The sequence below is a fragment of the Streptomyces sp. 3-6 genome, from assembly GCF_056323165.1.
This window is the reverse complement of sequence record NZ_JBWHZP010000008.1, coordinates 83,546-102,977: the sequence shown is the minus strand read 5'-3', so window position 1 is coordinate 102,977 and position 19,432 is coordinate 83,546. Positions and strand designations below refer to the sequence as shown.

At 71.1% G+C, this 19,432-nt stretch carries 23 protein-coding genes; 13 read left to right on the top strand and 10 right to left on the bottom strand.

The features are described from left to right. Positions 1-55 precede the first annotated feature (55 nt). The 10 genes from AC02VZ_RS13240 to AC02VZ_RS13195 form a co-directional block, all read right to left on the bottom strand. The gene (locus AC02VZ_RS13240) at positions 56-1,057 is read right to left on the bottom strand and encodes a DUF8094 domain-containing protein (protein ID WP_476475449.1); all 1,002 of its coding nucleotides are present in this window, start codon (positions 1,055-1,057) and stop codon (positions 56-58) included. A gap of 23 nt (positions 1,058-1,080) precedes the next feature. Beyond that, the gene (locus tag AC02VZ_RS13235) at positions 1,081-1,686 is read right to left on the bottom strand and encodes a hypothetical protein (RefSeq protein ID WP_432054686.1); all 606 of its coding nucleotides are present in this window, start codon (positions 1,684-1,686) and stop codon (positions 1,081-1,083) included. Positions 1,687-2,511: 825 nt separating this feature from the next. Then, complete coding sequence (locus AC02VZ_RS13230; protein WP_343239182.1) at positions 2,512-3,084, bottom strand: hypothetical protein; 573 nt, start codon at positions 3,082-3,084, stop codon at positions 2,512-2,514. 14 nt (positions 3,085-3,098) lie between these two features. Further along, a complete protein-coding gene (locus AC02VZ_RS13225) occupies positions 3,099-4,613 on the bottom strand; it encodes a VirB4 family type IV secretion system protein (RefSeq protein ID WP_381311581.1) in 1,515 nt (504 codons plus the stop codon). Between the two features lie 28 nt (positions 4,614-4,641). Then, the gene (locus tag AC02VZ_RS13220) at positions 4,642-5,103 is read right to left on the bottom strand and encodes a DUF6238 family protein (RefSeq protein ID WP_381311583.1); all 462 of its coding nucleotides are present in this window, start codon (positions 5,101-5,103) and stop codon (positions 4,642-4,644) included. Positions 5,104-5,194: 91 nt separating this feature from the next. Then, positions 5,195-6,667, bottom strand: a complete 1,473-nt coding sequence (locus AC02VZ_RS13215) for an SCO6880 family protein (protein ID WP_432054688.1) — start codon at positions 6,665-6,667, stop codon at positions 5,195-5,197. 81 nt (positions 6,668-6,748) lie between these two features. Next, positions 6,749-8,131: an SCO6881 family protein gene (locus tag AC02VZ_RS13210; protein ID WP_476475417.1), complete on the bottom strand. Its 1,383-nt coding sequence runs from the start codon at positions 8,129-8,131 to the stop codon at positions 6,749-6,751. Between the two features lie 36 nt (positions 8,132-8,167). Continuing rightward, positions 8,168-8,860, bottom strand: coding sequence for a hypothetical protein (locus tag AC02VZ_RS13205; protein ID WP_381311589.1), 693 nt, complete (start codon positions 8,858-8,860; stop codon positions 8,168-8,170). Beyond that, positions 8,860-9,174: a DUF6112 family protein gene (locus AC02VZ_RS13200; RefSeq protein WP_125769029.1), complete on the bottom strand. Its 315-nt coding sequence runs from the start codon at positions 9,172-9,174 to the stop codon at positions 8,860-8,862. The genes AC02VZ_RS13205 and AC02VZ_RS13200 overlap by 1 nt, the downstream gene beginning before the upstream one ends. 138 nt (positions 9,175-9,312) lie before the next feature. Beyond that, positions 9,313-10,446, bottom strand: a complete 1,134-nt coding sequence (locus AC02VZ_RS13195; RefSeq protein WP_125769026.1) for a C40 family peptidase — start codon at positions 10,444-10,446, stop codon at positions 9,313-9,315. Between the two features lie 512 nt (positions 10,447-10,958). On the opposite strand from AC02VZ_RS13195, the gene AC02VZ_RS13190 reads away from it, so the two are divergent. The 13 genes from AC02VZ_RS13190 (at position 10,959) to AC02VZ_RS13130 (ending at position 19,401) form a co-directional block, all read left to right on the top strand. Further along, the gene (locus tag AC02VZ_RS13190) at positions 10,959-11,714 is read left to right on the top strand and encodes a DNA-methyltransferase (RefSeq protein WP_381311593.1); all 756 of its coding nucleotides are present in this window, start codon (positions 10,959-10,961) and stop codon (positions 11,712-11,714) included. Positions 11,715-11,965: 251 nt separating this feature from the next. Continuing rightward, positions 11,966-12,517 (top strand): DUF4913 domain-containing protein, encoded by a 552-nt coding sequence (locus AC02VZ_RS13185; RefSeq protein WP_381311658.1) that lies wholly within the window; start codon positions 11,966-11,968, stop codon positions 12,515-12,517. Further along, positions 12,514-12,999, top strand: coding sequence for a hypothetical protein (locus AC02VZ_RS13180; protein ID WP_381311594.1), 486 nt, complete (start codon positions 12,514-12,516; stop codon positions 12,997-12,999). Before AC02VZ_RS13185 ends, AC02VZ_RS13180 begins: the two co-directional genes overlap by 4 nt. A gap of 18 nt (positions 13,000-13,017) precedes the next feature. Then, complete coding sequence (locus AC02VZ_RS13175) at positions 13,018-13,716, top strand: hypothetical protein (RefSeq protein WP_054100376.1); 699 nt, start codon at positions 13,018-13,020, stop codon at positions 13,714-13,716. 25 nt (positions 13,717-13,741) lie between these two features. Beyond that, positions 13,742-14,485 (top strand): hypothetical protein, encoded by a 744-nt coding sequence (locus AC02VZ_RS13170; protein WP_432054690.1) that lies wholly within the window; start codon positions 13,742-13,744, stop codon positions 14,483-14,485. A gap of 180 nt (positions 14,486-14,665) precedes the next feature. Next, a complete protein-coding gene (locus AC02VZ_RS13165; protein WP_179342577.1) occupies positions 14,666-14,986 on the top strand; it encodes an SH3 domain-containing protein in 321 nt (106 codons plus the stop codon). A gap of 100 nt (positions 14,987-15,086) precedes the next feature. Beyond that, the gene (locus AC02VZ_RS13160; protein ID WP_127436009.1) at positions 15,087-15,569 is read left to right on the top strand and encodes a hypothetical protein; all 483 of its coding nucleotides are present in this window, start codon (positions 15,087-15,089) and stop codon (positions 15,567-15,569) included. Next, entirely contained in the window at positions 15,566-16,009 is a 444-nt protein-coding gene (locus tag AC02VZ_RS13155; RefSeq protein ID WP_381311600.1) for a hypothetical protein, read from the top strand. The genes AC02VZ_RS13160 and AC02VZ_RS13155 overlap by 4 nt, the downstream gene beginning before the upstream one ends. A 10-nt stretch (positions 16,010-16,019) precedes the next feature. Then, positions 16,020-16,433: a hypothetical protein gene (locus tag AC02VZ_RS13150; RefSeq protein WP_381311602.1), complete on the top strand. Its 414-nt coding sequence runs from the start codon at positions 16,020-16,022 to the stop codon at positions 16,431-16,433. A gap of 47 nt (positions 16,434-16,480) precedes the next feature. Then, a complete protein-coding gene (locus AC02VZ_RS13145; protein ID WP_381311604.1) occupies positions 16,481-17,323 on the top strand; it encodes a winged helix-turn-helix transcriptional regulator in 843 nt (280 codons plus the stop codon). Beyond that, on the top strand, positions 17,320-17,835 hold the full coding sequence (locus AC02VZ_RS13140) for a regulator (RefSeq protein ID WP_381311605.1): 516 nt from the start codon (positions 17,320-17,322) through the stop codon (positions 17,833-17,835). Before AC02VZ_RS13145 ends, AC02VZ_RS13140 begins: the two co-directional genes overlap by 4 nt. 44 nt (positions 17,836-17,879) lie before the next feature. After that, the gene (locus tag AC02VZ_RS13135) at positions 17,880-19,067 is read left to right on the top strand and encodes an MFS transporter (RefSeq protein WP_381311607.1); all 1,188 of its coding nucleotides are present in this window, start codon (positions 17,880-17,882) and stop codon (positions 19,065-19,067) included. Positions 19,068-19,098: 31 nt separating this feature from the next. After that, positions 19,099-19,401, top strand: coding sequence for a hypothetical protein (locus AC02VZ_RS13130; protein WP_381311609.1), 303 nt, complete (start codon positions 19,099-19,101; stop codon positions 19,399-19,401). Positions 19,402-19,432: the final 31 nt, after the last annotated feature.

The window sequence follows — 19,432 nt, the reverse complement described above, 5'->3', positions numbered from 1 at the left end:
AGCGAGCAGGGGCGGGGGATGTCCTCGGTGGCCGTCGAAGCGGCGGGCGGTGCGGCTACGCGCGGTGTGACCAGGAGGGGACCGGGGGGCCGGAGGCGTCGGTGCGGGCGCAGGTGTAGCCGATCAGGCGGGAGGGCTCGGCCTTCGCGGGGACGGTGGCGGCGTCGTTGCACACGAACGTGTACTGGATGGACATGCGGGGCACGTCGTGGAGCCAGGCCCGGTCTTCCTTGCCGGGGTTGATCTGCAGGCCGGAGTGCGCGACGGCGTCGGTCTGGGTGTGCGTGTGGGAGAAGAGGACCAGCGCGCCGCCGTCTTCCGTCTTGAGGGCGTAGGCGTCCGTGAAGCGGTTGTCGGCTTCGTCGAAGACGCTGGTTCCCTTGTCGCCGAAGCGTGTTGCGGCATCGCTGTGGACCTTGACTTGCCGCTTGCTGGCCTTGGTCGGCGCGAACACCTTGCTTCCGGTGTTCGTGCCTCCGGTGGTGAAGTTGTCCAGCACGGCAGTACGCAGCAGGTCGGCGTCGGCGGCCAGCTGCTTGTTGTCGTTGGCGGCGACGGCGGTCGCGTATCCCTCGCGGTCCAGGGCGACGTCGGGCAGCTTCTGGCTGTCGAGGTCGACGACAGACACCATCTCCCAGCGCTTGTGCTGGGGCTGTTCGGCGAACACGGCCAGGCGGGAGGGGGCCTTGCCCTTCTCGCTGGAGAGGGCGGCAGCGAACCAGCGGTCCTGCCCGGAAGCCAGGCGGGGGATGTACAGCTTGGCGCTGGCGAGGTCGTAGGACCAGCGCTCGTACGGCTCGCGGTCCTTGGCGGGGAGTCCTTCGGTCTCGGTGTAGTCCGAGACGGACATCGCGTACAGCGGTCCGTCCTCGACGGTGTCGAGGAGGCGCCGGTCGCGGTCGGCGTTGGCCTCGTTGTTGATCTTGGAATAGCGGGTGATGACGTCGCGGGCCTGGGCGGTGCTGAGAGCGGGCGCGGGCTTCGGGGCGGTGCTGGCGCTGGGCGTCTGCCGGGCCTGGGCGGGGCCGTCTTCGCCGGAGCAGCCGGTGAGGGCCAGGGTGAGGCAGGTGGCGCCGGTGATCAGCGGCAGGGTACGGCGGGCGGTGCGGATGGAGGCTCCAAGGGTTCGCGGGGGAAGGAATCAGGGAGTGCGCCTGGCCGGTGGGGCGGCTTTCGGCGATGCCGGCGGGAGGGCCCGGGCTGGGGGCACGTGTGAGTTTTGTGGGGCAAGACGGGGTGCGGTAGCAGCCCGAGCTGGGCGAGGCGGTGGTCGATCGCCTCGATCAGAGGTTGGGCGCTGCCGCCGTGGCGGGCTTCGGGCCGCTGGGGAGCACTGGGATCGTTGGAGGGCGCCGAGTCGTAGATGACCTCGAACAGCATCTGGTCGTCGGGGTGCTCGCGAGTGGCGATCCAGCCCTCCGGGTCTCCGGGCGGTCGCTCGGAGGGCGGGTCGTGCGGCGGACTGATGACCAGGTAGCTGTCGTCGGGGAGCGAGACGCGCACGTTGTAGGTGCTGAGGCCGAATTCGATGTCGCACTGCAGTCCGCGTGCCCGAAGCGGCGTGATGACGTGTGCGTGGCGACGCCACAGCTCCTGCCACCACGACGTGTGCACGTTGCGGTGGTCGGGCAGCGGCGCGAGCGGTACCTGGCCGGGTTCCGGGGCTCTCGTTTCGTCAGCGGCCATGGCTCCTCCTGCGGCTGCCGCCGTTTGCGGCCCGGAGGTAGGCGTGCGGGTCGTCGGGGCGCGGGGGAGAGGTCAAAGGGTGTGATCCTTCCTGCCGGCGGGCAGAGCGGCGACGGCTGTGGCGTCGGGGTGATCCGGAGTGCAGTGGGTCAGGGCGCGCACGGGCACGGCCGGTGGAGAAGAGCTAACGGCGAGGCGCGGGTCCGGTGGAGGGGGGAGTGGGTGGCAGGCTCGCGGTAGCTCCACGCGAGGCGTCGGCCGACGCTGTGGGGGCGGGGGCCGGGTCATATTCAGCGCGCAGCCTCTTCAGGCCGGCTTCGTCGGCGAGAGCGAGGGCGGACAGCGCCCGGCTGGCGGCTGTCATCAGCAGGTGCGAAGGCGATCCCTTGGCCGCGTCGCGGTTTTCCTGCTTCCACCGTGCTGCGGCGACGAGGTAGTCACTCAGGGCGCGCAGTGCGGGTTCGGCGGCGTCCAGGACGTGGTCGGTGACCGCGTCGATCTCCGCCGGGGTCCGGGCTGCGGCGAGGGCGTCCAGGTACGGGGTGAGGTCGGGCGCCGGCCAGGGCTGGTCGGGCAGGGGGTGCGCGGCGCGGAAGGGCTGTGCGTCGCGTCGTGCCCACCGCTTCAGGTCGCTGCGGGTGGCGAGGTTGTACCGGGCGGCTTGGATCTGGTCGGCGTCGCGGCCGACGTTGTCGTAGAGCTCGAAGTCTGGGTCGCGGGGGATGATGCAGGAGTCCTTCGGGCTGGTGCGGGCTGCAGGTCGTTGCGGGCGGACTGCACCGGGGTGGCGATCTGTTGCACGAGCAGTTCACGGCTCTGGCGCGGTCAGCGGTGGAGACCGCCAGGCCGGGACGGCGGTGGTTCCGGCGGTCCCTCCCGGCGGGTCAGAGGCGCAAGGAAGCGCTGGACGCCGAGGTGGTCGTCGAGTTCCTTGGCTGCGTCGCGGAGGGCTTCCGAGGCACGCCGCAGAAATGCTCGCGCTGAGGCGTGGTCGATGACCATGCGATTCGTGAGGTAGTGCCGGTCGGTGGGGTTGGTGGTCCGGGGCAGGGACAGGGCGGCCTCTGCGGTCTCGGTGAAGTGCGGGGCTGCGTGGCTGGAGATGGTCGCGGCCGTGGCGAGTTGCTTCAGGACGGTCCGGCCGGTCCGGGTGGTGTGGTGAGGGCTCCGGGCGAAGGCGTCGGCTAGGCGGAGGACCTCGCGTGAGAGGTCCTGCGCATCGGTGGCGTGCTGGAGCAGCGCGGTGTAGGACGGCGCGGCCGGAACGTGCCCGTTCTCGTCGAGCAGCTCCCACCGCTGGGCGGCGTCGTGCAGTTTGTCCTTCATGGCGTTGAGTGCGCCGATAAGGTGGAGCGCGTCGTCGCGCGGTATCAGGTCGCGTTGGAAATCGGGCTTCACGGGCCTTTTGCTCCTCAGTGCATACGGGCGTCGGTGTCGAAGAGCGCCAGTTCGTGGCTGTGCAGGAGGTGCTGCACGATGAAGCTCCGACCTGCGACTTTCCACAATCCGCGCCCTCGGTTGAGGTGGGCGATGGCGTCCATTTCGACGGAGGTCAGGCCGAGCAGGGAGGCTGCGGCGTGGAGCTGGTCGGTCTCCTGGCGGTAGATGATCCGGGTGGAGCAGTCCGCCAGGAGGCCCTCGGCCAGGGCGCGCCCCTGTGATCCGGCGTCGCCAGCGGTGAGCAGGTCGGACAGCCGGTGGATCACCATGAGGTTGGCGATGCCGAGGCCGCGGGAGAGTTTCCATTGGGCCTGCATGCGCTGGAGCAGGCCGACGTGCCGCATCAACCGCCATGCCTCGTCGTACACGATCCAGCGTCGGCCGCCGCCGGGGTCGGAGAGGGCGGATTCCATCCAGGCGCTCGCGCAGGTCATCGCGAGGACGAGGGCGGTGTCGTCCCCGGAGCCGCCAAGGCGGGACAGGTCGATGGTGAGCATCGGCGCATTCGGATCGAAGGCGACGGTGGAGGGGGCGTCGAACATGCCGGCCAGGTCGCCGTGGACCAGGCGCCGCATGGCGTGGGCCAGGTCGCGGGCTGCGTCGCCGAGTTGGCCCGCCATCATCCCGGCGGCCTCATCGAGGTCGGTCGGGTTGTTGAGGGTGGCGGCGATGTCGCCGAGGAGCGGGGTGCGGTGTGTGTCGGCGGCGCGGGTGACGACGGCGTCGAGGGCGACGTCCAGGGCGGTGTGCTCCATGGGCATCAGGTCCCGGCCCAGTACGGTCCGGGCCAGGGAGCCGAGCAGGAGCAGGCGCCGCTTGCGGATCTCGCCGACCCAGTCGGCCTCGGCCACGCTGTCCGGGCGCGGGGCTGCGTCCAGGGGGTTCAGGCGTCCGGGCAGTCCGGGCCCGAGGGCGACGGACCGGCCGCCGAGGGCTTCGGCCACCGGAGTCCACTCGCCCTTCGGGTCGCACGGGACGTAGACGCGGTACCCGAAGGCCACCGACCGCAGCGCAAAAGACTTGGCCAGCGCGCTCTTGCCCTGGCCGATCACGCCGGCGAGCAGCAGGTTCGGGTTGGTGAACCCCTCGACCTTGCCGTACAGCGCGAACGGGTCGAAGACGAATGAAGCCTCGGCGTGGACGTCGCGGCCGATGTAGATGCCCTCGGCGCCGAGTCCGCCTTCGGCGAGGAAGGGATAGGCGCCGGCCGCGACGGCGGTGGTCATGCGGTGGGCCGGAAGTTTCAGCCGGTTCCCGCGGGCGGAGGCGGGACCGGGGCGTCCGCTCGGTGGGTAGAGCGGGACGGGCATCTGCTGCTCGGGGCGGGTGCTTTCGCTCTGGTGGGCGCTGGCTTCGGCACGGGCTTTGGCGGCGGCCTCGGCGAGCTGGCGGCGGGCGGCCTTGCGGCTGGCGCGGTCGGTGCCGTGGGGGGTGAACAGCGGGCTGGCGGACGCGCGGCGGGCGCGACGGGCGGGCCGGTGGCTCATCGGGGGCCCTCGATTCTGCGGGTGGTGCTCATCGCGCGCAGGCGGTGGTGTGCGGGCGGAGGTCGGTGGGGGTGGTCTTGCGGCGGACGACGTGTCCGGCGGCGAGGTGGCGTTGGCAGATCGTCAGCACGGGCGGGCCCTCGGGGAGCCGTTCCGGATGACAGGCGCTCGTCGCGGTGGTGGCCTCGGTCGTGCCGGGCAGCAGATGGAAGGCGGCGTGGACTTCGGTGGTGGCTTGCCAGAGCCTGGTGTGGGCGGTGGCCAGGTGGCGTCCGGCGGCCGGGTGAGGGGGCCGGGAGTGGTCGGCGAGCAGGTCCAGAAGCTGGAGCAGAGCGGTGAGGTGGGCGTGCAGTACGTCGATGTGCGGACGGTCCACGGGCCTGGGCGGGTCTGCGTCCGACGGCGCCAGGGCTCGCGCGTGGTGGCGGATGCCGGCGCTCGCGGCGCGGAGGTAGGGGTGCGCGTCGTCGGGGCGCGGGGGAGAGGTCAAAGGTGGTGGTCCTTCCTGCCGGTCGGCAGGGCGGCGACGGGAGTCCCGTCGCGGGTGATCCGGAGGGCAGTGGGCCAGGGCACGCTCTGGTTCATAGGGCGGTGCGGGCGAGCGGGAGCGCGGAGAGGGCGAAGGCGTCCGGCTGCTGGTAGTTGAGCCTGCGGAGATCGACGCCGGAGGTGACGGCGTGGGTCTCGATCTGTGCGCAGGCGGCGTCCAGGAGCGCGTCGGTCTCGGCGGTGACGGTGACCAGGCCGGTCAGTGCCACGTCCGCGTGCCCGGCGATGAGCTGGCGTTCGCGGGTCTTGACGTCGGCGTACTCGACGGAATCCTCTTCGGAGTCGACCTGCCCGCGGCGGGCGCGCTCGTTGGCGTCGGCGATGATCGCGGCCTTCTTGCGCTGGACGTCCCGCAGCGCCGACTCGAGCCCCTGCGGCACGTAGATAAGGGAGAGGCTGCGGCGCACACCGGCCGTGAACATGATCCCGTGCAGGAACCCTGCCCCCATCTCGGTCCTCGGCCAGTTCTCCACCCAGTACGTCGCGTGCCGCGCGCTGTCGGTGGCGAGGCGGTCGTACTCCTCGAACTGCACGACGGGCCCGGCGGCTGCGGGGTCGGCCTCGGCACGGCCGGTCTCGGACCACTGCTGGAGCGCGGCGAGCGCCTTGGGGTCGTAGGCGGTGCGGATGACGGCGGCGATCTCCCGCGCGCTCAGCCAGCCGGTGACCATCAGGCCGGCGTTGCGGGCGGCCTGGGCGATGGAGGCGGTGGTCTGCTGCATGACGGTGAACGCACCGGGCAGCCCTCCGCCGGCCTGATTGATCAGGCGCCGGGCGGCTTTGAGGTCGAGGGAGATGGCGAGGTAGGTCTCGTGCGGAGCGGCGGCCGGGCCGGCCGAGGCGACCAGTTCGGAGTAGACCTGCCCAGCGACGGGAGCTTGGGGTTGCCCGTTCTGGGTCCAGTGGCGGGTGAGCGTGTCACTGCTGTCGGGCACGGTGCGCTCCAGTACCTGGACGGTGGCGACGTGCCCAGTGCGGGCGATGCCGGCGAGGGCGCGTCCCCAGCTGGTGACGTTGTGGTTCTGGGTGGCGGGGTCGAGGAGGGCGAAGGCGCGGCTGGTGACGCGGGCGATGGCGGTCAGGGTTTGCTGGTGCGGGTCGTGGACGGCCGCAGCCTGGTTGGCGGAGTCGCCGGGGGTGACCACCTTCAGGGAGGCGGCGGTGCCGGGAAGGTGGAGGACGCCGTCCTGCCGGGGCCGGGTGACGGGCCGGGCGAGCCAGAGGGTCTGGCCGGTGCGGCGGCGGTGCGCGTACCGGGTGACGATCGGTGCCCAGTCGATGAGGGAGCGGCCGTGGCGGCGGATCGCGACCAGTGCACCGGATGCCGCCCACAGCGGTGCCAGGGCAACGGCGCCGAGTAGCCCGGTGGAGATCACCGTCATCAGCAGCAGGGCCAGCGTGCAGGAGAAGAGAACGAGTTGGGGCAGGGAGAGGCCGAGGAGGATGCCGCGGCGGCTCCGGTGAGGAAACTTCACCGTGACCGGAGCGACAGAAAGATCAGTCATGGGGGCGGGTCCTGGAGGCGCGGGGGGAGTCCGGGGGCGGGAGGTGGTGTGCACGTCCCGCCCCCGGGAGTCGGGCAGGGGTCAGAGGCCGGTCGGAGGCGGCGGCGGAGCCGACCCGCTCGACGCGGCATCCTGTGAACCGGAGGACGGGGGTGCGCCCTGCGGAGGCGGTGTCGTCGTCGGCGGAGTGGTCTGCCATCCGCCGCCCTGGCCGGACGCGGCATTCGCGCCGGATCCGCCAGAACCTGGGGTGCCTCCCACCTGGCCGCTGGTGTCGTCGGACACGCTGGTCGGCGCGGGCTGGACGGCTTTCTCCAGGCCGGACTTGACGGCATCGCCGCCGGGCGAGCCTCCCGTACCACCGCCCTGCGAACCGTCCTTGCCTTCGCCGCCGGTCGGGTCGGTGGCGACGTCGCCGGGGAATCCGCCGCCGTCGGGGCCTTGCGGTGCGGCACTCCCCATGGCGGCAGCGCCACCTGCTCCGGCTGCGGCGCCACCGGTTCCGGCGGTGGCCGCGGCTGCGGCGGCCTTGCGGGCGGCCTTCTCGGCATGGGCCTTGGCGATCTGGGCCCCGGCGCCACCGGCACGGTGGATGGACTCGCCGTCGGTGCCGTCGGCTGCCCAGTGCACGAACTTGAAGACCGCGTACGGACACAACAGCACCAGGACCATGATCACGATGCCGGACATGACGTCGGCGAGCGCGGCGATGCCGTCATTGGCTTCGGTCTTGCCCATGGCGGCGATACCGAGGACGAAGATGACGGTCATCAGGAGCTTGGAGACGACGAGGGTGGCGGTGGCTTCGATCCAGCCCTTGCGCCAGCGCCGGGCGACTTCCCAGCCGCCGCCGGCGGAGGCGAAGACCGCGAGGGTGACCATGACGAGGATGCCGACCTTGCGGACCATCATCACGCACCAGTAGAGGAAGGCGCCGATGGCGGCGCCGAGCCCGGTGACGACCGGGACGAGCCAGCCGAGACCGGACAGCGCCCCGATTTGGCCGACCTTCACCACGCGGCGCACGGCCGATTCGATGTTCAGGTGTGCGGCTTTGAACAGGCCGTCGCTGACGGCGTCCACGACCTCGATGGCGACTGTGGTCAGGGCGATGGCGCAGAAGGCGAACAGGACTCCGGACGCGGTGCCCGTGCATGCTTGGGTGAGGGCTTGCCCGTCGCGTCTGATGGCGGCCCGGACCAGTTGCGCGCAGAAGGTGGCGACCAGCAGGACCAGGCCCAGCGGCAACAGCATTTCGTAGTTGTCGCGGAACCACCCGGCGTTCAGATCGACCTTGGTGGTGGTGTTGACGGCTTCGGCGGCCAGGTCGGCTGCTGCGGCTGCCAGTTCACCGGCGGACTTCGCCATCCAGTCACCGATGGCTTTGCCGGGGTCCGAGGCGAAGTCCACCGCGTCGCCGACGGCGCACAGTTTGTCCGCCAGGGGGAAATCACAGAAACCCACGAGGAGTTACTCCTCCTTTCGTGTCTCAGGCGCGGGTCACTGCGTGACGCTCGGTGCGATGGCGGCCAGGGTGCAGTCGTGGTTCGGGCGGCACTGGACGGCCAGGGTCACGGCGCGTTCCTCGGCTCCGCCGCCGCCCTTCTTCCAGCTGAGGGTCTGCTTGCCGTTGACGGTGACGACGTAGATGTACGCCTCGGTGATCGCGGACGGATCCTCGGCCAGCGCCTGTTTAAACGCGCCGGGGTAGTGGCCCTCGGTGATGTGGGCGGTGGCGTGCTGGTCCTGGTCGGCCATCCGCGACCAAAGCACCGGGTCGGGGACCTGGCCAGCGACCGAGGTCCAGTCGGCGTACTTGGTCTCGGTGGTCATCCAGGCGCGTATGCCAGCGAGTTGCTGGTCCCGGCTGGTGTCGCGGGTGTCGTAGGACCAGAGCATCTGGGCCGCTGCCTTGGCGTAGGCGACCGGCTCGGCGATCTGCGGCGGCTTGGGCACCGACCCGGACCCGGAGGAAGGCTTGGGAGCAGCCTCGGAGTGGGACGGGCCGCCCGTGGGAGCCGGTGGCGCGGCATCGTGAGTCTGCTGGCCGTTGCCACCGCCGGTCAGCAGGGCAACGACCCCGGCGAGGGCAAGTAGAACGGCGACAACGGTGGCGCCGATCGCGATGCGCTGGTTTGTCGACCAGCCCGAGCCGTACGAGGACAGCGAAGAGGAGGGGAAGCGTTTCCGCATCAGTGGACCTGCGATCCCAGGCCGGAGAAGAAGGCCACGATGCCGTTCGCGGCACCCAGACCGAGAGCGGCGCCGGCGGCGACGACGGCGCCCTTCTTCCCGTTGGCCTCGGCCTGGTGTCCACCGGTGTGGTGGCCCCAGGCCCATACGCCTAGCGAGACGGCGAGGGCGCCGACGACGGCGATGATCCCGAACATGTTGATGCTGTTGACCACGTTCTTCAGCACGGCGAGGCCAGGCAGCCCGCCGCCTTTGGGCGTGATGCCTGGGTCGTAGGCGAGCTGGACGACGCGGTCTGCGAGAGGGACGGACATAGGTGGTGCGAGGCTCCTTGCATACGCGGGCCCGGCGAGGCCCAACGGGAAGGTGAAAGCGGAGGGAGAGGCGAGCGAAGGGCACGGAAGTGGCCGTGTCAGCCCGGCCCGCCCGGGCTGACACCGGGCGGGGCGGCGTCAGAGGACGCGGCGGACGGCGAGAATGTCCCAGTCCTTGATCGGGGTGATCCGCACCGGCTTGGTGGTGCGCGGCGCCTCGATCACGAGGCCCTCGCCCATGTACATGCCGACGTGCTCAGGCCGTGCGGCGGTACCGCGGCTGAAGATCAGGTCGCCGGGCGTGAGGTGAGCGGGCGAGACAGCCTTGCCTTCGTTGACCTGCGTGTACGTGGTGCGGGTGAGCGTGATGCCGGCATGGGCGTACGCCTGCTGCATCAGGCTGGAGCAGTCGCAGCGGCCCATGGGGTCGGGGCCGTGCGCGTTGGTGCAGGAGCCGCCCCACTGGTAGAGCGTGCCGAGCTGGTGCATCGCCCACTCGATGGCCTTACGGGCCCTCGGGTCGGCGTCCTTGGGGATCGAGTAGCCCTTGGGGACGCTCCCTTCGGGTATGCGGCCGAAGCCGGAACCGTCCTGGCCCGGCGCGCAGCCGGTCGTACTGGTCGACTGCTTCTCGTCCTGGTTCGCGTCCTTGTCATCCGTGGCATCCCCGGCGCCGGGGAAGGTCTTGACGATGGCGGCCTGCAGCGCGGTGGCCAGGTTCTCCCACTGCGCGTACGCGTCCGGCAGGCCGGATTTCTGCACGGCTTGGGCGGCCTGGGTGACGGTCATCTGCTGCCAGCCGTCCACCTTGAGCAGGTGCTTGTAGAACTGCTCGCTTGCGTAGGTGGGGTCGCGGATCTGCTGGGCGCTGCCCCAGCCCTGGGAGGGACGCTGCTGGAAGAGGCCGAGGGAGTCGCGGTCGCCGTAGCCCAGGTTGCGCAGCCGGCTCTCCTGCATCGCCGTGGCGAGTGCGATGATCTGGCCCTTCTTGGGAACGTCGAGCGAGAGGCCGGCGGCCACGATCGTCGCTGCGTTGGGGACCTGCTCGGCGGGCAGGTCCAGGCCCTCGATGTGGACGTCCTTGCCGGACGCGCCGTCGAGGATCTTGGTGACCTGCTCGGCGACCTTGTCGCTGTCGATGTCGGTCAGGCAGTTGCTGAAGGAGCTGCTGCTCTGTACGGCTTCGGCGGAGGAGGCGAGCATCATGCCGGTGCCGGCGAGCAGGATCGGGGAGAGGAAGACGACGCCGATGCCGGCGGCGAGTGCCTTCAACCCGAGCGGACCGCTCGCCGGTCAGCGGGTTCGGGCATGGATGGGTGGTCAGACGTCATGAACGAGTCCTTCGGGATGTGGTGTCCGGCGTGTCGCGTGCGCGAGGCGTGGTGGAAGGGCGCGGCAGCCGGGGTGGGCGATCGGAGGCGGGCCGGTGCGGGGGAGTTGCCGCTCGCTCCGCGCGGCCGTGCTGTGAGCTAGGTGTGCCGGGGCAGGGGTATCTCCATGAGGTGTGGCGAGGATGTAGCCAGCGGCGGTGTGCGCCGGGCGGTTCAAAAACAGTAGGTGCGGATCGGCGGTTGACCAAAAAGCTCGGCGTGAGGTGCCGGAAACCGGTACATCGGTAAGGGTTTCTTGGTCGTCGGCGGATTCGCCTCTACAGTTTTTTGACTCCCCCTCGCCCTCCTCGGTCTGCGGCCACGGGCTTCTGCATGCCTGCTTTCGGCCCGCGAGGACTCCTGTGTGAGGCGGGGTTTCCCTCCGCGATTCCGCACCCGAATAGGGGTTCCTCTTTGCCTTTTTCCCTGCACCAGGGCGACGCTCTGGCCGTTCTCTCCGGCCTACCGGACGGCTGCGTCGACTCCGTCATCACCGACCCGCCGTACAACAGCGGCGGCCGGACCGCGAAGGAGCGCACCACCCGCTCCGCGAAGCAGAAGTACACCTCCGCCGATGCCAAGAACGACCTTGCCGACTTCACCGGCGAGAACATGGACCAGCGCTCCTACGGCTTCTGGCTGACGCAGATCATGACCGAAGCGCACCGGCTGACGAAGACCGGCGGGACCGCCCTGCTGTTCACCGACTGGCGCCAGCTCCCCACGACGACGGACGCGATCCAGGCGGCCGGGTGGCTGTGGCGGGGTGTGCTGGCCTGGCACAAGCCGCAGGCCAGGCCCCAGAAGGGCCGGTTCACCCAGAACTGCGAATTCATCGTCTGGGCGTCCAAGGGGCCGATCGACGGCTCCCGGAACCCGGTCTACCTACCGGGTATGTACTCGGCTTCGCAGCCCTCGGGGTCCAAGCGCCAGCACATCACGCAGAAGCCGGTGGAGGTGATGCGCGAGCTGGTCAAGATCAGCCCCGAAGGCGGCACGGTCCTCGACTTCTGCGCCGGCTCCGGCTCCACGGGCGTCGCCGCCCTGCTGGAAGGCCGGGACTTCATCGGCGTGGAGAAGACCGAGCACTACGCGTCGATCGCGGCCGACCGGATCACCGAGACGATCCGCGCAACCCTCACCAAGGACGACGTGGTTCTCGCAACCTGAGCCGCGCCCTCTCCTGCCGCCACCGCAACCGGCTCCCTGCTGAGCCGCCGGCGGAGCACCGCCGGAGTGGACGTGCAATTTCACTGCCCGGTCCGTGCAAGGACGCCTTCGCCTTTCTCCCAACCCGTGTCTCGTAGGAGGCTGAACTTTCAATGTCCGAATCCGCAAGGCCGTCTGACGATGGGGAGCTGGAGCCGGTTCGTATTCCGGATCCGCAGTTGGAGGGAATCGAGGCGAGCGTGCGGCGGCTCATGGAGCAGTCGGCGCAACAGGCTCAGCAGCTCGACCACCTCGCATCCGCGCCGGCGCCGAGCGGGTCACCGTTCGCCGCGTTCGGTATGCCGGGACTCGGCGGGCCTCCGGCCGCCGTTCCGCCGGAGCCTCGCCCGATCCTGGAACTCGACGGGGAGGAACGGGAAGACGAACTCGACGCCCTCTCGGACTGGGTCGACGACTTCTTCCTCCCGGTCTACGGAGCGGAGGTCACCACCGCGGCACCTTGGTGCCTGCAGTGGCAGGAGCACGACGACGTCGTGGCCTGGCTGCACGCCCTGTGGCTCGCCTACCAGCAGCACAAGGACCCCGAAGCCGGGCTCTCCGGCCTGTTCGTGTGGCACCGCGACTTCCTCACCCACGCCGTCGCCGCGATTCGCGCGCCGGGCGGACCGCTGTCGGCCTGCATGACCTCCCCCGACCGGCCCGCTCACCGTCTCCTGCCCGGCCCGCCGCCGTCCGTGCGCACCGAGACGGCGGCCACGGCGGATGGCGCCGGCACTGCCGGGCCGGGCGAGCCGACGTCATGACCGCGGGAGCGGGACAGCCCGCCTTCGGACTGAGCTTCGACCCTCGCGCGCTGACCGATCTCCTCCAGGCCCCCAGCGATATCCGCGACCTCACCCTCGCCTACCTGCAGGAAGTCGTGAACGCCCAGCGCTTCGGACAGCGCCTCGACGGCGACCTGGAGGGATTCCGGAAGCTGTTCGTGGACCGCCGCAAGGACTGGCGCGTCGTCTACGGCGTCCGCCCGGCGCCCGCGGAATCCGCCCACCCCAAGGAGATCCACGTCGTCGCGGTACGGCCGCGTGCGGGCAACGACGTCTACGACGAGGTCGGCCGCCGCCTGGGGATGACCCGCCGGCCGCTGAGCGCTCGGACGCACGCGGCCCGCTCGCGTTCCCCGCAGCTGACCACCCGTCCTCCCGCGCCCCGGCCCGGTCCGCCGCCTGCCGCCCTGCCGGGCCTGCCCCGTCCCGCACCCAACCCCGCGCACCATCCCACCCGCTGAACGCACGGAGCGCCGCCCATGCCCCCTCAACCCGCGCCGACACCCACCCGGCGTGCGGTCACGCAGCTCGACCACCGCCTCGAAGCGGTCACCGGCCACGACATCGACACCCTGTGGACCTACCGCGACCGCGGCGCCCTCGACGAGCCGCACACCCAGCTGGTCGACCGGCACCGCACCCTGGCCAACGCCCAGATCGGCGTCACCTTCTACCTCAAGCTGCTCAACCGTCTCACGAGCGGTGAGTTCCCTGTCGACGGTGCCCTCTTCGTACGCATCGACCGCACCGTGGACCAGCTGGAGGAAGCCGCCAACGCGCGCGACGCCGCCGCCCAAGAGGTGCTCGCCGCCCTGGAGCCCATCGAGGCCGCCGCCGCAGCATCTACGCCCGACGAAGGACGACTCTCGACCGACGACCGGGCGGCACTGCTCGCCATCGCCGGCGGTGCCAAGCTCCACGAACACCTGCTGACAGGCCGACTGTCCGTGACCGCCTCCTCCGGCACCCGCATCCCCTATCCCCAGATGCAGCAGCTGGAACGCGCCGGCCTCACCGTCCGGGACACCAGCCACCCTGTGCACGCCGGCCAGCCCGTCTCCCTCACCGACGCCGGACGAGCCGCACTGCTGGACGCCCGCCGGACTCCTGCAACGCATGCGCCGACGAGCCCGGCTCGCCCCGGCGCCCCGCCGTCCACTCCAGCGAAGCGGCGCTGAACTGCACCGATCCACCGAAAGGCTCTTGTTGTCCCCCACCGAACCGGCGCCGGCCCGGAAGACCATCCCCCACGTCGACTTCGAGCTGGACGACCTCGACTCCGACGAGGAGAGGTACCTCGACTTCTACCGCAAGGTCGCTGTCCACGAGGACATGCTCGTCCCCCTCGCCGAACACCACGACGGCCCGAACAGCTACTACGTGCTGTTCGACCGCACCGCCACCTGGGGACGCCCCGGCATGCCCCAGGTGCTCGCCGTGCATCTGCAACGGGACCACGAAAAAGGCATGTTCAGCTTCGAGCACGCTCAGCTGCCGCTGTCTGCGATGGCGCAGTCCTGGCTCATCCACCGCGGCTGCCCGCCCGACGCCATCGGCCTCCACCCCGAACTGGGCCCGCCACCGGCGGACGAGGCCACGCGAGCACTGGAGCGACGCCTCGTCGGCGACGGCGACCACTACGCCATGGGCTACTCCTACACCAGCGACGACCCGGACGACATGGTCATCGTCGTGGTACTGCGTGCACAGGACGAGCAAGTCCCCAGCCCATTCCGCGTGGTGGTCGAGGAGGTCGATACCGAGACGTGGACGCACACCCTGCGGGAGGGCGGCTTCGACACGGCCGGTGAGGCCCTGCAGTGGTGCGACGACCGCCTCACCGGCGAGGCCGGGCCGCTCCCGCCGATCCGCCCGGCAGCCACCCCCAGCCGCCCGGCAGGTGTAGCGAAGGCCCCTGCCCCACACCCGCCCGGCCGCTCTCGCTGAGCGCTGTTCCAGTCGCGGGCGGCGCAACATAGCCGACGATCGCCGGTTAGCCAAACCGCCGATTCTCCGGACTCTTATACAGCCGCCGGGACAACTCCCGCGGCACTTTCCCCGCATTCCCTGTGCCTTCACGGAGGTTTCTTCCGCATGCGCTCCACCCGAATCGCCATATCCGCGGCGATGCTCGGCACGCTCGCGCTGCCGGCGCTGTCCGCCACGCCCGCCAGCGCCGCGACCGTACCCACCGCAGCAACCGCCACCCCTGCCGTGAGCTGCCACAACCTGCCGCCGCTCCCGTACGCGGTGCACACCAAGGCCGTGACCATCCGGTCCAAGGCCAGCTCGAAGTCCACCGCGCTCGGTGTGCTCTACAAGAGCCACAAGTTCAGCGTGTCCAAGAAGAGCGGCAACTGGCTCTACATCACGGACAAGACGACCGGCGTCAAGGGCTGGGTCTCCGGCACCTACGTCTACCGCGACGTCCGCATGTGTCTGGACTGACTGACCGGATCCAGCACGTCCCGCCCAGCGGCGGGGGCACCGAGTACGGCCACCCCTCACATTCCGCAGGCACCGGCCCATCCAGAACAGGAGATTCCCTTTGACCGACGGCATATCCGATGAGTCTGCGGATGTCGTGGGCGTGCTCACCGAACGGATCGAGGCCCGCTTCGACATGGGCATGGACCAGTTGAAGGCCGCGGTCGCCGCCGCTCCGACCGCGAACCCCGACGCCACCGACGTCGTCAAGTGGCACGGCCTTCTCGTCGAGGCCCAGTCCGTGCTGGAGCGCGCGGAGGACGACCTCCTCGCCGCCCTTGAGACCCAGCCCAGCGAGGTCGACGACCCGACGATGGGCCTCGCCCATCGGGTGAACGCCGCCGTCACCACCCGCGACGGCCGGGCCATGGTTGTGCGGTGGCTCCTCGACCCGGACGCCCCGGGAAAGAAGGACCTCGCCGCACAGCGCCTGGCCCGCCTCCGGCCCCGAAGCGGCCCGGCGGTGCAGACCAGCGCCCCCAACCGGCCGGCAGGGACACTCGCACCGGCGTCGGCGTGGCGGCCGGCGAGGTCCGCCCGATGAGCCGGGACAAGGCCAGCACCATGGACACCGACCTGCAGAAGGTCTTCGGGAACCCGGTAACCGAGCTGTACGAGGCTGCTGCCGGCCACGATGCCTCGCCTGCGCTCGCCCGTGCTCTGGAGCTGCGCTCGTTCCTGGCGCTCACCGAGGAGCAGGTCGCCCGCGTCCGTGACCGCGTCCACGCCGACATGGACCCCGAGCGGGACATGGGCGAACTGTCGGCGGACAAGCTCCGCTTCGACGCGCAGTGGCTGGAAGCGGCACTGGAGGCCCGCGACGGCTACCGCGCCGCCCTCGGCGAGCTGCTGCGCACCATGCCCCCGCCTGCAAAGCAAACCCGGCCCGCTCGCACGGCACAGCTCAAGGCCACCGCCACCCTGCCTCCGTCTGCCGCCCCGGCACCTCAGCGTGCCGGGGCGGCCCGGGCCCGCCGACCGTGAAAGCCCTCGATTGCCCCACCTCACGTCTACCGACATAGCCGACCGGATCGAGGACCTGTACGGCGCACCGCTCGCCGACCTCGAAGCCTACGCACAGGACCAGCCCCCCGGCATGCTGTCCGCCCTGCTCGGCATGCACGGCGCCCTCGCCCTGGCCGAGCGCAGCATCGGCTTCCACCGCGACCAGCTGGCCCGGCTCGTCCACCCCGAGCGGCAGATCGGCCCGCACGAGGTGTCCCACCTCCTCGACGGCACCCGCCGGCTCGCCGAAGCCGTCGCCGTCCGCGAGGCCCAGGCCACATCGGTCGCAGCCGTCCTGCAGAGCCTGGCCCGCGTCCCGGCCCCGACGTCTGCCTCTCCGACTCCCGCGCCGCCTGCTCCGGCCGCGCCCCTTGTGGCGCAGAGCGCGGCGCACAGCCGCTGACCCGACCCCCAGGCGATTCCCCCTTCTTTCACCCAGGAGTTCCTCCCTTGGCCATCACCGCTCTGCCCCCCGATGCCGACGCCGACATCGCCCGGGTCACCGAGGCCCTCGCCATGATCACCCCGCGCTGGAACGTGAGGATCCTGCTGGCCCTCTCCGGCCCGCCGCTGCGCTACAGCGAGCTGGCGGCCAAGGTGTCCTGGCTGCAGAACGGCCAGCTCCACCCCAAGTTGAAGTCGTTGTGCGACGCCGGTCTCGTCGAGCGCACCGAACACACCGCACGGCACGTCACCTACGGCCACACCGAGCGAGCCGCTGCCCTGCTGCCGATCCTGCCGATGATCGTCACCTGGGCCGAGGAGCACCTGGAGAAGGCGGAGCGCCCGCTGGCCGCGATCGAGCAGATCGAGGACAGCCTCACCCTGCTCACCCGGCGCCATGCTGCCGCCATCCTGTGGGTGCTCAAGTCGCGTAAGGAGGTCAGTGGCCGGGTTCTGGCCCGGATCGTGATGCCCAGCAGCGACTGGACCAACATCTATCCGCCGTTGCGCCAGCTCGTTGCCGACGGTCTGGCCGATACCGAGGGAAACGGCCGGCCCTACCGGCTGTCCGCCGCCGGCGACGCCCTGGGCCCCGTCCTCGGCACGCTGTCCGCCTGGTCCGCCGGGCAACCCCTCGACCAGGCAGCCAGCCACCCCGTCTGGGGGCAGCCGCAGGCCAAGAGCGCGCCGAGGCCGTGGGTCAGCAGCCCGTCACGGCCGGCGCCCGTGGCGCTTCCACCTGCTCGGGCGGTTGGGTCGTCCCCGGTGTGGCACCACCGCGACCTCTTCTCGCACGCTGCCACCGGCCGCCCGACGGCAGCCCTCCCGGCGGGAGGCCCGCGCCGATGAGCACTTCCTTCCCCCCTGCCGAAGCGCGCCAGGTCATCGACCTGCTGGCCTCACGCTCCTTGATCCGTCTGGTCACCGAGATCGACGACAACGGCGCCATACCGCCGCGACGGCTCGCCGGCACCCTGCCCGACCTTTCCGCGCACCAACTGCGCAGTGCATCCGACACGGCCCGTGCCCACGGCCTCGTCCGGGTCGCGCCCGGCGCCGTTCTGGAACTCACGGACTCCGGGACGGAACTGGCCGACCTGTACGACGCGCTAGCCCGGTGGGCGCGGCGTCACTCGGCCCCCGCCGCCGTCTGCGAGTTCAGCAGCCGCATCCAGCACGTTCTCGGCCTGCTGGCACCCTCACTCACCCCCGGGAACGCCGACCGCCCCGCACCCCTGCCCGACGCGCACCCGATCAGCGCGGAGGCTGAGGCGGACCTAGCGCGCGTCCGCACGCACCTGATCCAGTGGCTGGCCGGCAACCCCCAGGTGACCCGGGCCGAGCCCGAGCGGGCCGCGTGAGCGCAGCGGTCACACCCCGGCACGCACGCCACACGGCCGGGCTGATGAGCAGCATTTACCTGCCGCGCACGGCGGACGCGTTGGCGTTCGCGATGTCCACCTACGGCATCCCGTTGCTCGTTCTGGCCACGACTGGATCCGCCGTACTGACAGGGGCCGCCTTCGCCCTGGAGTGGATCCCGCGCCTGGCAGCGTTCGGGTGGGCCGGGTCGATCGTCGACCGACGCGGCGCCTCGGTGGTCTTCCACCTCGCCTCCCTGGGGCGGGCGCTGGCTCTCGCCGCCGGCGCTGTCCTGCTGTACCTCTACCCGTCCGGTGCTGCGGCGAGCGTGACGGTGATGGTGCTGGCGGCGGCGACCGGTGTGCTCACTGAGTTCAGCTACATCGCCGTCGAGACTGCAGGTGCCGCCGCCGGCCGCCGAGCGGGACCTCGGGCTCACCGTGTCCAGGCTGCCCTGCTCGGCATCGACCAGACGGCGACCTTGGCCGGACCGGCGCTCGCCGGCGTGCTGCTGCTCGCCGGGCCGCCGTCGATGCTCGCAGTGGTTACCGTGCTCTCGCTGCTTGCCGCGCTGCTCGCCCTGCGCACACCGCCCTCACCCGTGGCCCCGGCCCGCGCGCCGAAGGGGCGGCCCGGCGCCGGGCTCGTCACCGGGTGGCGCACCATCCGCGCGCTCCCCGCGCTCGGCTGGTTGGTGGCCGGGCTGACTCTGTCCAACCTGTCTATCGGCCTTCTCCAGGCAGCCGGTCCGGTGATCGTCGTCCAGCACTTCGGGCAGTCCACCACGGCCGTCGGCCTGGTGTGGTCCGCCGCAGCGGCGGCCACTTTGGTGGCCGTCACCGTCTGTCGGTTCGCGTTGGACCGCCTGGGCCTGTGGCCGGTGGGAGTCGCCTGCTCCGTCATCGCTTCGCTCGCCTGTCTCGCAGCCGCCCTGGCCCCCGACTACCTGTCCTACCTGGTCATGGTCGCGGTCCTGATGGCAGCCGATGGCGGCTTGGCGGTCGTCCTGCGCACCCTGCGCTCCCGCCTGATCCCCCCGGAGGCATTCGGCAGCACCCTGTCGGCCACCATCCTCATCCTCCTGCTGCCCTTCCCCCTCGCCGGCGTGCTCACCGCGCTCACCCCGCCCGACGCGCTGGGCCACGTCATCACCGCCTGTGCCGCCCTGCAAACCCTCGGCCTGCTCTGCGCCTTCGCCCGCCTGCGCACCGACCCTGCCCTGCGCGCCTGACCCGGCTGTCCCCAGCCCGTGGAGGACCCCTATGACCATCGCCGCCCTCGGGTCACACCGAGCGACCGGCCGCACCATCAGCGAGCAGTTCCACGCCTTCGATGCCCGCAACCCGCACGTGTACCGATCCCTCGAACGCATGGCCGCCCGCCGCCTGGCCGCCGGCGCCACCCGGATCAGCCTCAAGGACCTCTTCGAAGACCTTCGCCGCCAACTCCCGTACGGCGTCGCCGGGCTGAACAACAACTTCACCGCTCTCTACGCCCGTCGCCTCATCGACGAACACCCCCACTGGTCCCACGCGTTCGAGCTGCGCCGGCGCCGCGCCGCCTGAGACACCCCCTTTTCCCCGCCCTGCCGTCCCT

Bases quoted from the DNA above. Each gene is read 5' to 3' on its own strand.
- AC02VZ_RS13235 (WP_432054686.1), bottom strand. From the start codon at position 1,686: ATGGCCGCTGACGAAACGAGAGCCCCGGAACCCGGCCAGGTACCGCTC.
- AC02VZ_RS13225 (WP_381311581.1), bottom strand. From the start codon at position 4,613: ATGAGCCACCGGCCCGCCCGTCGCGCCCGCCGCGCGTCCGCCAGCCCG.
- AC02VZ_RS13215 (WP_432054688.1), bottom strand. From the start codon at position 6,667: ATGACTGATCTTTCTGTCGCTCCGGTCACGGTGAAGTTTCCTCACCGG.
- AC02VZ_RS13205 (WP_381311589.1), bottom strand. From the start codon at position 8,860: ATGCGGAAACGCTTCCCCTCCTCTTCGCTGTCCTCGTACGGCTCGGGC.
- AC02VZ_RS13200 (WP_125769029.1), bottom strand. From the start codon at position 9,174: ATGTCCGTCCCTCTCGCAGACCGCGTCGTCCAGCTCGCCTACGACCCA.
- AC02VZ_RS13185 (WP_381311658.1), top strand. From the start codon at position 11,966: ATGGAGCAGTCGGCGCAACAGGCTCAGCAGCTCGACCACCTCGCATCC.
- AC02VZ_RS13180 (WP_381311594.1), top strand. From the start codon at position 12,514: ATGACCGCGGGAGCGGGACAGCCCGCCTTCGGACTGAGCTTCGACCCT.
- AC02VZ_RS13175 (WP_054100376.1), top strand. From the start codon at position 13,018: ATGCCCCCTCAACCCGCGCCGACACCCACCCGGCGTGCGGTCACGCAG.
- AC02VZ_RS13165 (WP_179342577.1), top strand. From the start codon at position 14,666: ATGCTCGGCACGCTCGCGCTGCCGGCGCTGTCCGCCACGCCCGCCAGC.
- AC02VZ_RS13155 (WP_381311600.1), top strand. From the start codon at position 15,566: ATGAGCCGGGACAAGGCCAGCACCATGGACACCGACCTGCAGAAGGTC.
- AC02VZ_RS13140 (WP_381311605.1), top strand. From the start codon at position 17,320: ATGAGCACTTCCTTCCCCCCTGCCGAAGCGCGCCAGGTCATCGACCTG.
- AC02VZ_RS13135 (WP_381311607.1), top strand. From the start codon at position 17,880: ATGAGCAGCATTTACCTGCCGCGCACGGCGGACGCGTTGGCGTTCGCG.
- AC02VZ_RS13130 (WP_381311609.1), top strand. From the start codon at position 19,099: ATGACCATCGCCGCCCTCGGGTCACACCGAGCGACCGGCCGCACCATC.